At 71.6% G+C, this 13731-nt stretch carries 9 protein-coding genes; 3 read left to right on the top strand and 6 right to left on the bottom strand.

What is annotated here, in order from left to right; all coding sequences use genetic code 11:
* Positions 1-7 precede the first annotated feature (7 nt).
* Entirely contained in the window at positions 8-3094 is a 3087-nt protein-coding gene (locus AMK22_RS14925; protein ID WP_073785170.1) for an SGNH hydrolase domain-containing protein, read from the top strand.
* Between the two features lie 281 nt (positions 3095-3375).
* Here AMK22_RS14925 and AMK22_RS14920 read toward each other — a convergent pair whose 3' ends face one another.
* The 4 genes from AMK22_RS14920 to AMK22_RS14905 form a co-directional block, all read right to left on the bottom strand.
* Positions 3376-3804: a TIGR03668 family PPOX class F420-dependent oxidoreductase gene (locus AMK22_RS14920; protein ID WP_073785169.1), complete on the bottom strand. Its 429-nt coding sequence runs from the start codon at positions 3802-3804 to the stop codon at positions 3376-3378.
* 213 nt (positions 3805-4017) lie between these two features.
* Positions 4018-4842 (bottom strand): LLM class F420-dependent oxidoreductase, encoded by an 825-nt coding sequence (locus tag AMK22_RS14915; protein WP_073785168.1) that lies wholly within the window; start codon positions 4840-4842, stop codon positions 4018-4020.
* Between the two features lie 116 nt (positions 4843-4958).
* Positions 4959-5645, bottom strand: a complete 687-nt coding sequence (locus tag AMK22_RS14910) for a response regulator (protein WP_073785167.1) — start codon at positions 5643-5645, stop codon at positions 4959-4961.
* Positions 5642-7021 (bottom strand): histidine kinase, encoded by a 1380-nt coding sequence (locus AMK22_RS14905; protein ID WP_073785166.1) that lies wholly within the window; start codon positions 7019-7021, stop codon positions 5642-5644. The genes AMK22_RS14910 and AMK22_RS14905 overlap by 4 nt, the downstream gene beginning before the upstream one ends.
* A 275-nt stretch (positions 7022-7296) precedes the next feature.
* On the opposite strand from AMK22_RS14905, the gene AMK22_RS14900 reads away from it, so the two are divergent.
* Positions 7297-8817: a serine hydrolase domain-containing protein gene (locus tag AMK22_RS14900; protein WP_073785165.1), complete on the top strand. Its 1521-nt coding sequence runs from the start codon at positions 7297-7299 to the stop codon at positions 8815-8817.
* A gap of 404 nt (positions 8818-9221) precedes the next feature.
* Here AMK22_RS14900 and AMK22_RS14895 read toward each other — a convergent pair whose 3' ends face one another.
* Positions 9222-10106 (bottom strand): peptidase S1, encoded by an 885-nt coding sequence (locus AMK22_RS14895; RefSeq protein ID WP_073785163.1) that lies wholly within the window; start codon positions 10104-10106, stop codon positions 9222-9224.
* Positions 10107-10507: 401 nt separating this feature from the next.
* Here AMK22_RS14895 and AMK22_RS14890 point away from each other — a divergent pair, with 401 nt between their 5' ends.
* Positions 10508-13018, top strand: a complete 2511-nt coding sequence (locus AMK22_RS14890) for a GTPase-associated protein 1-related protein (protein WP_073785338.1) — start codon at positions 10508-10510, stop codon at positions 13016-13018.
* Between the two features lie 67 nt (positions 13019-13085).
* Here AMK22_RS14890 and AMK22_RS14885 read toward each other — a convergent pair whose 3' ends face one another.
* Entirely contained in the window at positions 13086-13670 is a 585-nt protein-coding gene (locus AMK22_RS14885) for a hypothetical protein (protein WP_073785162.1), read from the bottom strand.
* Between the last annotated feature and the right edge of the window lie 61 nt (positions 13671-13731).

Below are 13731 nucleotides of genomic sequence, written 5' to 3'. Positions count from 1 at the left end.
CACACCGATGTCCACCCTCGTGACTCCCGCCGACGTCCACCGTGGGAGCACCGCACCTCCCGGACCGCCCTCGGACGGCTCCGGTCCCCCGGGCCCGCACGTTCCCCACCACGACGCCTCCCGTCCCGACGCACACCCGACCGGCTTCCGCCCCGACATCGAGGGCCTGCGCGCGATCGCGGTGCTCGGTGTCCTGCTCTTCCACGCCGCCGTACCCGGGCTGGCCGGCGGATTCGTCGGCGTCGACGTCTTCTTCGTCATCTCCGGATACCTGATCACCGGACTGCTGGTGCGTGAGGCCGTCACCAACGGGCGTATCCGGCTGGGCGAGTTCTTCTCCCGCCGGGCCCGCCGGCTGCTCCCGTCCGCCGCTGTGGTCCTCGCCGCGGTCGCGCTCGCCGGCGCCTGGCTCACCGTCCCGCTGCGCCGCACCGACCTGGAGCACGATGTCGTGGCGGCGGCGCTGTCCCTCGCCAACTGGCGTTTCGTACACCAGAAGACCGACTATCTCGCCGCCGGTCAGGCCCAGAGCCCGCTGTTGCATTTCTGGTCGCTGGCGGTGGAGGAACAGTTCTGTCTCGTCTGGGCGCCCCTGTTCGCCGTGTGCGTGTACGCCGCCACGAGGGCGGCGCGCAGGGGCCGGGCCGTGCGGTCCCTGGCGACGGCCGTGACCGTGCCGCTCACGCTCGCCTCGTTCGCTCTCGCGCTGCACTGGACGGGCGACTCCGCGCCGATGGCCTACCTCGGTACCCCGTCACGCGTCTGGCAGTTCGGGGTCGGCGCGCTGCTGGCGCTGCTTCCCTGGCATCTGCTGCGCGGCCCGCGCCCGATGCGCCTGCTGAGCGGCTGGGGCGGGGCGGCGGCCCTGGTGTGGTGCATGACGGCATACGACGCGTCGACGCCGTACCCCGGATGTGCGGCCCTCGTCCCGACGCTCGCGACGGCGGCGATCATCCTGGCCGGCACACCCGGCCGCCGGCCCGGGAATTCCGGCCCCGATGTCCAAATCGCCTACGGTATCGGCCGGTTGCTGGCGGGCCCGGGGCCCCGGGCGCTCGGGCGGCTCTCGTACACCCTCTACCTGTGGCACTGGCCCGTGCTCGTGATCGCCGAGGCACAGCTGGGGACACTGGGCTGGCCCGCCAAGGTCGCGCTGACCCTGGCGTCCGTACTGCCCGCGCTGGCCACCATGCGCTGGGTCGAGCGTCCGTTGCGCCGCAACAGGACGGTGACCGAACTTCCCCGGCGCGGACTGTCGGTGGGTGTCGCCGCGGTCGTTCTCCCGGTCGCCCTGGCCCTGGTGACGGGGACGACGGCACTGCGCCTGCTCGGCCCGGCCGCCCCGGTGGACGTGAAGGGCCTGCCGCCGGGTGCGGCCGAGGGACCGCACCTGCTGGCGCGGAACGGTACCCCGTTCCGGGACGGGCCCGTGGTGCCCAGCCCCCTCCAGGCGCGCAAGGACTTTCCGCCGGACGGGGCGTGCGAGGTGGCGCCCGCGGTGACGAGCAGCCCTCCGTGCCTGTTCGGCGCCGCGGACAGCGAGGACCGGATCGTGCTGCTCGGTGATTCGCATGCCGGGCAGTGGTTCTCCCCGATGCTCGCCCTGGCGGCCGAACGCGGCTGGACCCTTCAGGAGTTGGTGAAACAGGGCTGCCCGCTGCCCGAACTGAGCGTGGTCAACCCACAGTTGGGACGCACCTATCGCGAGTGCGACAACTGGCGGGCGGATGCCCTGGACCGGCTGGGACAGGGCCCGAAGCCCCGCCTCATCGTGATCGCCTCCCTCAACCGCTACACCGACGACCGACAACTCCTCGCCCGGGGCTGGGAGAAGACGTTGAGGAAGCTGCGCGCGCTCGGCGCCCCGATCGTGTACCTGGAGGACACCCCGGTTCCCGGCACGGACATCCCCGCGTGCGTGTCCGGACACCCCACGGACCCCTCGGCCTGCGCGTTCGACCGCGACACCGCCCGGTGGCCCGACCCGCTGGCGCAAAGCATCGCGGACGGGCGGACGCCGGGGGTGCGGGGCGTCTCGGTGAACCCGGTCCTGTGCCCGGGGAGGGGAGCGACCTGCCCCGCCGTACGGGACCGGATCCTGCTGTACCGGGACGACGCCCATCTGACGAACGTCGCCGCGGTGGTCCTGACGCCCCGGCTCGAACGGCTCCTCACGGACATCGGCGTCCTGCCCGCCGCCTCGCCCGCCACGGGGACCGACGGACGTGACGGATTCCCCGGAGGCGCCGGGGGCACCGGGGGCACCGGCTGGCGGCGGATCATGCACGACGACTTCGACGGGCCCGCGGGCAGCCGCCCGTCCGCCGAGAACTGGACGTACGACCTCGGTACCTGCTACCCCGGCTGCCCCGCCCCGCAGTGGGGCACCGGCGAGGTCGAGACCATGACCGACTCGACGGACAACGTCCGCCTGGACGGGAAGGGTTCGCTGGAGATCGTCCCGACGCTCAGGAACGGCAGGTGGTATTCGGGCCGTATCGAGTCCAGGCGGGCGGACTTCACCGCGCCGCCCGGCGGTGCGCTGCGGATCGAGGCGTCGATCGCGCTGCCGGACGTCACCGGCCGCGCGGCGGCCGGGTACTGGCCCGCCTTCTGGACCCTGGGCGCGAAGCTGCGCGACGGCTACACCGGATGGCCGGGCGTCGGGGAACTCGACATCATGGAGTCCGTCAACGGCCGCAACACCGTGTTCGGCACCATGCACTGCGGCGTCCTGGAGGGCGGTCCGTGCGAGGAGCCCGTGGGCCTCACCTCGCAGCCACAGCCGTGTCCCGGCTGCCGTGGCGCCTTTCACACGTACGCGGTCGAGGTCGACCGGACGACACCCGACGCCGAGGAGGTGCGCTGGTACGTGGACGGGCGTGCGTACCACCGTGTCGCGAAGTCCCTTATGTATGAGCGTACTTGGGACAGGGCCGTGCAGCAGGGCATGTTCCTGGTCCTGAACGTCGCCATGGGCGGGATGCTCCCGTCCACCGACGGCGCCACGTTGGGCCCGCACACCGAACCGGGCCACCCGATGCGCGTCCAGCACGTGACGGTGTCGGTACGGGAGGGCGCGACCCGGTCCTGACCTCCTCGCCGCACGCCCCCGGTCCTGACCTCCTCGCCGCACGCCCCCGGCCGGGGGCGTGCGATGGACGAACCGGGAGAGCCGCCGCCCAGCACCGCGGCACGCCGCTGACTCGACAGCCACTGATGCCCTGACCGCCCGGCGCTGTCCACCGCGAACGAACATCGTCCGATGAGCGCCCTCGACGCGCGGGTGCGGTGACGGCGTGCACGGTGAGCAGCCTCGACGCGCGGGGGCGATAGGAGGGTGCGGTGAAGGGGCGGCTGTCGGGTGCTGCCCTGTCACGCCGCGCGCCAACCGCTCCAGCGCATGACCGCGACCTCGATGACGGGTCCCTCCGGTGGCCGGTCCGTGTATGGGGAGTACTTCGCCACGAGCGCTCCGACGCGCCGGGCCGCCTCGTCGGACCGGTCCGACGGCGGCAGCACACGGGCCTCCCCGTCGACCCGGACCCACCACAGGCGTTCCCAGTCGTCCTCGTAGTGGTCGACGAGGAGGCAGACCGGCGGATTGACCGCGATGTTCGCCAGGCGTTTCAACCGCGTCGTCCGCTTCGGCTTGTGGTCCACGGCCAGCACCAGCACATCGCCGTCCAGGGCGAACACCACCGGCACCAGATGCGGGCGGGCCGACGCGTCGGCCGTCGCCAGGCGGGCGACACGCGCCGCGGCGAACAGCTCCCGCGCCTCGACGCTCGTCAGAGCGGGCATCGCACCCCTTCCAGCGATCACAGCACGCACGCGAAGCAGTCAGAGCATCAGGGCACACGCGGCGCCTGGGCACAGCACGGACGACACGCGGGCCCGGCGCACACGGCACCCGAACACAGCACGCACTGCCTGTGCGGACAGCGCGCCGGCATGTACGGACAGCGCACGCAACGCGGGACAGCGCGTGCGCCGCGTGAGCGCAGCCCCCGTTCCTCAGCTGTACCGCGCGACGAGCCCGGTCAGCCGGTCCAGATGCTCCAGAGTCTCCCGTTCGGGCATCGTCGGCACGTAGAACAACAGCCGCTCGACCCCCAGACGGCCGTATCCCTCGACCTGCTCGGGGTCGTCGGGCACGCCGTAGACCGCCACCGGCACCTCCCGGTCGGCGAGGTCCCGCAGCCGCTCGATCTGCGGACCGAGCTTCTCGGGCGACTCGCCGAGGGCCAGCCAGGCGTCTCCGAACCGCGCCACCCGACGGAACGCACCCTCGCCGCCACCGACGTAGATCGGCGGATGAGGGCGCTGTACGGGCTTGGGCCAGCAGAAGACCGGGTCGAAGTTCACGAACTCACCGTGGAATTCGGCCTGTTCCTCGGTCCACAGGTCCCGCATGGCATGCAGCCGCTCATCGGTGAGCCGACCGCGGGTGGTGGGATCGGTGCCGTGGTTCCTCATCTCCTCGCGGTTCCAGCCGATACCGACGCCGAGGATCACCCGGCCGCCGGAGACCAGGTCGAGCGAGGCCACTTCCTTGGCCGTGATGATCGGGTCGCGCTGCGGGATCAGTGCGATGCCGGTACCCAGGAGCAGCCTTTCGGTCACCACCCCGGCGGCGGTGAGGGCGACGAAGGGGTCGAGGGTCCGGTAGTAGATGTCCGGCAGTTCTCCCCCGCCGGGATAGGGCGTCTCGCGTTTCGCCGGGATGTGGCTGTGTTCGGCGATGAACAACGAATCGAACGAGCGCTCCTCAAGGGCGGTCCCGAGCGAGGTGGGGCTGATGCCCTGGTCGGTGATGAAGGTCGATACCCCGAATTTCACGGCGGCTCCTCGAAGGGGTCGGGTACGGGACGGGCGCGGGAAGGGACGGCCGGTCCACCGCTCTCCTGCCTACCCGCCCCGGACCGTCCCGCCCCCACGACCACCCGGGAGAACCATCACCGGGCGAAGGGGGAGGGGTCGTCCGTGTCACGGACGAGTCCCTGGCGGTGGGCCCAGGCAGCGAGTTCGACGCGATTGCGGACGTCGAGCTTGAGCTGGGCGGCGGCCAGGTGTTTCTTCACCGTGCCGAGCGACACGTACAGGGTCTGAGCGATCTCGGCGTTGGTCAGGCCGCGCGCGGCGGCCCGTACGGTTTCCAGTTCACGGCTGGTGAGCGGATGGTCCTGCTTGCCCGACTGCCGGGTCGGACGACCGGCCGCGGTGAAGTGCTTCAGGAGGCGGACGGTGATCTGGGGGGAGATCATCGCGTCGCCGCGGGCGGCGGCGCGCACGGCTTCAATGAGCGTCGTCGGACCGGCGTCCTTCAGGAGGAAGCCGACGGCACCTCCGTACAGCGCCTCGTAGACGTACTCGTCGAGGTCGAAGGTGGTCACCACGACGACCCGAAGCGGATCAGCCACGTCCGGTGCGGCCAGGCGGCGGGTGACCTCCAGACCGGTGATGCCGGGCATCTGGATGTCCAGCAGGCACACGTCCGGCCGGTGCCGCTCGGCGAGGCGGAGTGCTTCGTGACCGTCCCCCGCCTCGGCCACGACCTCGATGTCGGGCTCGGCGTCCAGGATGTAGCGGAAGCCCGAACGGACCATGCGCTGGTCGTCGGCGACGAGTACACGAATGGTCACCTCTTCCTCCGCGCGTCGGCGCCGGTGGGAAGGGCTGCGCTGACCTGCCAGCCGGAACCGTCCGGTGCGGGTCCCGCGTGGAAGGTCCCGGCGAGGAGCTTGGCCCGCTCGGCCATGCCGATCAGACCGTACCCACCTCCGCCGCTGCCCATCAGTCCGTACCCACCGCCGCGGGTGCCGATCGATCCGTACCCGCCGCCGGTACCGGTCCTGGTGCCGGCCGGACCATGCCCACTGCCGGTGCCGGTGCCGGTGCCGGTTCTGGTGCCGGTGTTACCGATCAGGCCGTAGTCCTCACCTGCGTGGGCCCGGTGGGCCACCTGTCCGTCGTCGCGGACGTCGAGTCGGATGCTTCCCTCGTCGGTGCTCACCCGTACCGTGACGCGGCCGACTCCGCAGGCGTGGCGCTCCGCGTTGGTGACCGATTCCTGGGCCATGCGCACCACTGCGGCGGCGATCTCGCCGGGAGCCCGGTCGAGGTCCACCCCGGCGTCGAGGACCACGGAGACGGCGGGTCGGTCCCCGACGGCAGGGCGCTCCAGGGCGAGCAGGGCCGCGGTGGGAGGGTCCGTCTCGGCGCTCGGGTGTTCCCCGTCACGCAGGGCGGAGACCAGGCGGCGCATGGCGGTGAGCGCGTTCACTCCGGCGTCCTCGATGTCGGCGAGAGCGGTGGAGAGGGTGTCGGGGTCGCGGGTGGCGAGGTGCTGGAGGGCTTGTGCCTGGACCACGATGCCGGTGACCTGGTGGGCGACGACGTCGTGCAGATCACGGGCGAGTGCGTTGCGTTCCTGCCGCAGCGCGCGCTCGATGTGCCAGGCACGCCGCTCGTCACGCCAGCGCAGGGCGAAACCCGGGCTGAGGAGGGCGAGGACGAGGAGCGCGTTGTCCGGGTCCAGCGGGTGTCCCGCGCGTTGCGAAGAGGCGAGCATCGCGACGAACGTGAGGACCGAGACGCCCGCGACGAGCCATGAGCGGCAGCGGTACGCGACAACCGGGACGATCAGGGCGGTGGCCGCCGCTTCCGTGACACCGATCGGCTGGTGTCCCGTCGACAGCAGCCGACAACCGGCGGAGGCCGCGAGGGAGGCGACGAGCGACCCGGTCGCCGCGGCGGCGGTCGCCCCGGGCGAGGTCCCCGGGCGCAGCGCCCACACCACCAGCGCGGCGGCGATCGCGCCCGACCCCAGGAACAGCGCACCGTCGATGCCTCCGGGGCCCAGGCCTGCACCCCCAGGGCTCAGGCCGTGCAGCCTGTCGACATCGACGAGGAGGGCGAACAGGAGCAGGGCCGCCGCCGAGCCGAACAGCAGGACCCGAGGGGTGGGCAGTTTGATCGTGCCGCCCGGCCGGAACCGGGCAGCTGGCTGGTTGTGCATGTTCCGCACTGTACGTCGGGAAGTGGGCCCGGCACGGTGGCCGAATGGCTATTTCCGGGGTGCCGATTACGGGCCGGACGGCCGACGCGGCGCCGCTGTGACCTGGGCGAACGTGGAATTCCCCAGCCGGGGCCGTCCGATGCGGCCTGAGAGGAAGTCCCATGTCCGCGTTCCGCAACGGCCACGACGGCCGTCCGACAAGCACGCGAAGCCCGAGAAGCATACGAATCACGAGAAACAGGAGAGGCACGAGAAGCCCAGGACGCCCGAGGAGCATGTGGTGGGCGTTCGCCGCTGCGTCACTCGCCCTGGTCGTCGCCTTCCTGGCCTCGCCCGGCAGCGCCGGGGTCACGTCCCGCACCACCGGTGACGCCGCTCTCGCCGGCCGTGTCGCCGAGCTGCTCCCGGACGGTCAGAGCGCGGGCGGTTCGGTGGGCCTGTCCGTCGCCCTCGTCGAAAGAGGAAGGACGACCCGGGCGGCCCTGGGCACCACCGACGGCTCCACACCCGTCACGCCCGACACCGTCTTCGAGACGGGGTCGGTGCAGAAGGTGCTGACCGCCACGCTGCTCGCCGAACTGCTGGAGGCGAAGAAGATCACACTCAAGGACACGCTCGCCGAGCTGTGGCCCGATGTCCGTTTCGCGGACCCCGCCGTCGGTGCGATCACCATCCGGCAGCTGGCCACGCACACGTCCGGACTGCCGTCCATACCTCCGCAGGACCCGGCCTTCGTCCCCGCCATGGCCATTCATCTCCTCGGGGGCAACGGCTACGCGGCGCTCAGCGACCCCATGCGCACCCTCGCCACGCTGACAGGCGTCGGTCCCGGTGAGAGTCCCTCCTTCGCGTATTCCAACCTCGGGTACGCCGTCCTCGCCGAAACCCTGGCCGAGGTCGACGGGCGCGACTACGGCACGGCGTTGCGCGCTCACGTCCTGGACCCGCTCGGCATGCGCGACACCACCATCCGCGACACCGCCGGCACCCCGCGCGGCGCGGCGCTGCCGCACAGCACCGCAGGCGTTCCCACAGTCCCCTTCACCAACCTCCCCTGGGCAGCGGTGGGTACGGGCACCTGGACCACCAGCGCCGACCTCGTCAAGTTCCTCACCGCCGGCCGGAGCCCGTCCGCACCCACGGCTCTGACCCGTACCCACACGCCTCTGGCGGACGTCCCTGACTACGCGAAGCACGACGGCCGGATAGGGCTGGGCTGGCAGATCTGGAAGGCTGCGGGCACCTCCGTCAGCTGGCACAACGGCCTGACCAACGGCTCCCGCACCTTTGTCGCCAAGACCGGCGACGGGCGCGCCGTCGTCGTTCTCGCGAACTCCACCCGCACACCGGTCGAGAAGATCGGATTCTCGCTGCTGGGCATAGCCGCACCGGAGTTCGACGAACCGCAGTCGCCGCATCCGGCGTTCATCGCGCTGACGCTCCTGCTCGCTGCGGGCGCCCCCGCACTGGTCCTCGTGGGTGTCGTCCGGCCGCGCCGCAGCCGCTTCTCCCGGCCGCTGGACCGGCTCAAGGTGATCTCGCTGCTGGTCACCGGAGCCGCCCTGTCCCTGCTCTCCCTGCGCATCGGCGAATGGGGTCATGTCCCCACCGTCGTCTGGCCGATCGGCGTCGGACTGCTGGTGCTCGCGGCAGCAGCCTCCGTCCGTGCCTGGCAACGGCTCCCCGTGGCCCGCGGCTCGCACACCTGGTTGCGCGTGCTCTCCTTCGCCGTTCCCACGCTCGTCTTCGGCGCGCTGCTCTGCACGGTGGCCGTGATCACTGCTCAACTTCCCTGAGGCCACCACCGACGCATCCCGGCGCCACCCCATGCTCCGGAAGGGCGCGCCGCCGGGACGCGCAGGGGCATGCCGGGCCACGCCGAAGGCGGAGCGTCTGCCACGGCGGGCTCGATGGCATGCCGCAGGTACGGGAGAGCCACTCGGGGCCGAACGGCCCCATGCAACTGCTGGAGACTCCGGAGAACAAGTGGTTCGGCCATAACGAAGGGCAACAGAGCGCCTGAACCGACGGCGCGGGGCCTGAACGGCACCGCGCCGCGCACCGGATCGACTCCGCTGCGCGACGCGACAGTTGTCGGGACAGCGGTCGGGGCTCAGAGGTCCGGTGTCACGAGGCCCGGAGTCACGAGGTCGGGAGTCACAAGGTCGGAGGTCCCGAGGTCAGTCGTCGGACCCGCACGTCACGACAGGGCGAGTTCGGTGACGTTGTCCGCCTCCTTGACCCACGACGCGCTGAGGCCGCCTTCCTTGACCCGGGCCGCGCCGTCACCCTTGAGGACGCCGATGCGCTTGCCGGACAGGGCGATCTGGACGGCGTGGGTGTACTCGTGAACCCAGTTGGCGCTCAGTCCGCCCTCCTTCACGTACGCGTCGCCGTTGTCCTTCAGGACACCGATGCGATTGCCGGACAGTTCGAGCTGGATGACGTCGTCGGCCTCCCGCACCCAGTTGGCACTCAGACCGCCCTCCTTCGCCCAGGCGGCTCCGTCGGCGTTGAGGACACCGATACGGTTGCCCGCCAGGTCGATGCCGATGACGTTGTCGGCCTCCTTGACCCAGTTCGCGCTGAGGCCGCCCTCCTTCACATGCGCCTCACCGTTGCCCTTGACGATGCCGATGCGGTTGCCGGACAGCTCCAGCTCCTTGACCTTGTCGGCCTCCTTGACCCAACTCGCGCTGAGACCGCCCTCCTTCACGTATGCCTCGCCGTTGTCCTTCAGGACACCGATGCGGTTGCCCGACAGTGCGATCTGCTTGACGTCGTCGGCCTCCCGCACCCAGTTGGCACTCAGACCGCCCTCCTTCACCCAGGCGGTACCGGCGCCCGTGAGCACACCGATGCGGCTTCCGGACAGCGTGATCTGCTTGACGTTGTCGTGCTCCAGGACCCATGACGCGCCGAGGCCGCCCTCCTTCGCGTAGGCGTCACCGTTGGCCCGCAGGGTGCCGACGCGGTTGCCGCCGTCGCCGGAGACCGTGCCGGGCACCGCGTTCGCCGTCGCGGCACCGGCCGGACCGGACAGGGCGAGAACGGCGGCCACCAGGGAGAGAGACTTGAGGTTCATTCGAGTAACTCCTATACGGAAGGCGACCCTCGGGCCCGGATCGCGGTGCCCCAGGGGGATCGTTCGATCCGATGACGCTCAACGACCGGAGACGACCTGGGTACGTAGGCCATTCGGGTGATGAAGGAGCACTGAACGCGCCTTTGCCTCGCACCCAGCTCCGCATGACCCGGGCATGAACGCCAGGACTCGCGACGGTGTCCGCCTCCGGTCGCGTGTGCGTCCATCCAGCGGGGTGCGTAAGGGAGTTGCGTCCTTGATAGCGTCGCTCCCGCGATCGCGGACCCGCTCCCCGCCGGGGTCGCCCCCGCGACCCGTACGGCCCGCCCTCGGCAGCGCCGACGGAGCGGGTGTGCTGTCAGGCACGGGGAGGTCGCGGCATGGACGAAGAGGGCCGACGCATGAGCCTCGCGCAGTTGCACTACACCTCTGCCTCTGCTGCCTGCGCGGGTGGTGCCGGGGGCGGCGCACGGTTCACGGCGGTCAGCGCCGGACTGCCCACGCAGGTGCTGGCCGACGCCGAGCAGCTCCTCGGCTACGAACCGCCGGCAGGGGCATCGCACCACCCGACGACCGAAGAAATCCGCTCGTTTCCCGAGGCGTTCGGCTTCAGCGCGCTGTCCGACGGTGGTCATCTGCTGAGCCGTACGGTCGCCGTCGCCGGGCAGGGGACCGTCGGCTTCCACACGCACGCGGTGCATCTCCCGGCCGGTACGCGGCTACCGGGCGACGCCCTGCCGATCACCGCATGGCGGTCGCCGAACTGGGCCACCACCCCGCCGGACGGCGGAGCGCTCGGCCGGATATCCGCCCTTCCGGCCTCCTCGGTCTTTGGAGCGGGGGCGCTGAACGACTTCGCGGTCTCCCGAAGCCCCTGGCTGGCGGCGGTCTTCGCCGATCTGCGCCGGGTGTGCGAGGAGCCGTCGTCGGCACGGGTGGTTCTGGTGGAACGACAGAGCGCCGACGTCGCACGGTGGCTCGCCCTCGCCGGGGCCGTACTCCCCTCGGAACACGCACACCGTCTCACGTTCACGACCTATACGCGCCGCCCCGCCCACTCCCCGCACCAGGTCGTCGGCGTGCTGCCACAGGACGCACCGGGTCAGGACACACCGAGCCCGGACGCGCCGAGCCCGGACGCATCTTCGGACCCATTGGGCCAGGACGCAGCCGTTGCCCCCGCGCTACGGGTGCACACCTGCGCCGGGGCGCGCCCGGAGGAGGCCGTGGACGACGTCTGGGCCGAGACCTGTGCTCGGATCTGGCGGAACCGCTCCCCCGAACTGTTCCGGGATGCGGCCGAGTTGCCGGGCGCACCGTTCTCCGCCGGACCGCTTGCCGTGACGGCGCTCTGCGCGGGCATCCCCCTCGGGGCCGATGGGCGCGCGGCGGCGGCCGACTGGGCCGCCGACCGGCCGTACGCGCTCGACGAGAACCGCACCCGTCTGCTGACCGAGGCGCTGACCGCTCCCGGCATCGACCATACGGCTCACGAACTTTCGTGCGTTTCACGGCTGTTGACGGCACTGGACGGCCGTTCCCCGTCGGCCGTCACGGCGTCCCTCGGCGCCCTGCTGGTGACCGAGGCGGTACGTGGCGGCGACACCACCTCGGAACCACCCGCGCGGACCGCCTTCGCCGGACCGGACGGGGAACGTGTCGCCGCCGCGCTCGTCACGGCCCTGGGTGGCGATCTACGTACGGAACTGGCTGACGGCACGCCATACATGGACGGCGCACCCGGCCGAGGTGTCGGCCGCACGGTGCAGTTGCTGCGGATCGTACGGCTGCTGGAGGTGGACTGCGCGGATCTGCTCCCCGATGTCGTGCACCGCATGGCACGCTCGCTGCTGGACGAGGGGGCGGGCGACTACGCACGGGCGCTGCTGGGCTTCCTGGACGAGCAGTTCGACGTCCGCACCGCGCTGCTGGGCGAATTGGACGGGCTCGCCCCGCACGCCCCTGCGGCGGCGGAACGGCTGCTGCTCGATGTCGCCCTGCCGTTCACCGGGGCACAGGCGCTGCCGCATCTGCGGATGTGCGCCGCCGCGCCGGACGCCAGGACGGGCGCCGGTGACGACCGGATGCGGGCACTGCACGCGGTGCTCCGCGCCGGGGGCCTGTCGCCGTTCACCGAACCGCTGGTGCTGCGGACCGGAGTGGGGCTGGTCTGGGGCGCCGACACGCCCACCGCGCCCGAGGCACGGCAGTTGCTGGCCGCGACCACCTCCGACGCACACCGCACGGCCGGCACCTGGCCCGTCCTCGTCGCCGCCGCTCTCGGCGCCTCCGCCGATGACGAAGAGGCCTCCGAACTGGCCCATGACCTGCTGCGCGGCTTCCCGCAGGACATCGACGCGCGGGCACGGGGATCCCTGCTGCTCCTGGAGTTCGCACGGGACCTGCGGTCGGGTGCGGCGGAGCCCGGCTGGGCGGAAGGGGCCCGCGAGCTGCGCGCCGGGGCCGAACCGGTCGAACCCGGCGTCCTCGACAAGGCGTTGAACGCCCTGGCCGAACGGCTGCTCGCCCCGGACCGGCCCGAGACCGAGCTCTACGCGTTCGTCCACAGCGGCGACGCCGACCTCATCACCGCCTACGGCCGAGCCGCCCGCGGGACGCCGGTCCTCACCCGCCTGTGCACCGACCCTGCGTATGTGGCGGACTGCTTCACCGTATGGAGCTCCCACCCGCACGCGGGCACCGCCTGGACCGAGACCCGGACGGCGCTGCTGGAGGAGGTGCTGAGGCCGGTGGTCCGTGCCCTGTCGGCCGGTGACCTGGCGGCGGTGGAGCAGGCCGCGGAACGTCTCGGCAGCAGCCGCACCGCCGAGGCGTTCCGCGCATGGAACCGCCCGAGCGGCTTCGGGCGACGCCTCGGCAGCCGGCTGGCGGCGCGGGTGCGGAGGTCGTAGCGGTGGTCGCGGCGGCACTCCGCCCGCAACCGGACCTCCGCCGCGACCGGTCGGCTGCTGTGACCGGTCAGCCGCACTCGTACTGCTTGGCCAGGTTGGTGACGGCCTCCTGGACGATCGGGCGGGAGGCTTCGATCAGGGCGGCGTCGTCCCAGTCCTCCGCCACGACGACTCCGGGCGCGACCTTCAGGATGACGGTGACGTGCTCGGCGGTCGTTCTCATCTTCTTCGGGCACGAGGCGGGAAGCTGGACCTCGCTCTGCCGGGGGCTCACCCACCCGGACCCGCCGTCGGTGAACGGGCCGGCGCCCTTCAAGGGTTCGTTCGGGGTGTTGGTGGGCTGGACATCGAGGGAGTACTGGCCGCGAAAATTGTTGCCCTTACCCGTCTCGCGTCCGACGAAGCAGGTGGTCGAGAACACCGGGTCCGCCGCCCCTTCGTCCTTGTCGCCCTTGCCGGGCCGGAACTCGTCCACGACCAGCTTGCCGCCCTCGCCGTCGTAGAGCAGGCCCGCCGTCTCCTCCGTGAGCATCCCCAGGCACAGGTTCTTCGCCCGGAGGTCCTTCAGCGGACTGGGCCACAGCCGGCCGACGGTCACGACGACCGCCGCGACCACGAGCACAGCCGGAAGCACCAGGTACTTTCGGTTCATCACCGCTCGCCCATCTTCATGTCGGCGTCCTTGATGCCGCTCTGGTACCACTGCTGGGCCG

It is taken from the genome of Streptomyces sp. CB01580 (genome assembly GCF_001905795.1).
GTDB lineage: Bacteria > Actinomycetota > Actinomycetes > Streptomycetales > Streptomycetaceae > Streptomyces.
Note: the sequence above shows the minus strand (reverse complement) of the source record. Positions and strands in the feature narration are given on the sequence as shown.

Coding starts and splice junctions, on each gene's coding strand:
- AMK22_RS14925 (WP_073785170.1), top strand. CDS start 8: ATGTCCACCCTCGTGACTCCCGCCGACGTCCACCGTGGGAGCACCGCA.
- AMK22_RS14920 (WP_073785169.1), bottom strand. CDS start 3,804: ATGCCCGCTCTGACGAGCGTCGAGGCGCGGGAGCTGTTCGCCGCGGCG.
- AMK22_RS14905 (WP_073785166.1), bottom strand. CDS start 7,021: ATGCACAACCAGCCAGCTGCCCGGTTCCGGCCGGGCGGCACGATCAAA.
- AMK22_RS14900 (WP_073785165.1), top strand. CDS start 7,297: ATGTGGTGGGCGTTCGCCGCTGCGTCACTCGCCCTGGTCGTCGCCTTC.
- AMK22_RS14895 (WP_073785163.1), bottom strand. CDS start 10,106: ATGAACCTCAAGTCTCTCTCCCTGGTGGCCGCCGTTCTCGCCCTGTCC.
- AMK22_RS14890 (WP_073785338.1), top strand. CDS start 10,508: ATGAGCCTCGCGCAGTTGCACTACACCTCTGCCTCTGCTGCCTGCGCG.
- AMK22_RS14885 (WP_073785162.1), bottom strand. CDS start 13,670: ATGAACCGAAAGTACCTGGTGCTTCCGGCTGTGCTCGTGGTCGCGGCG.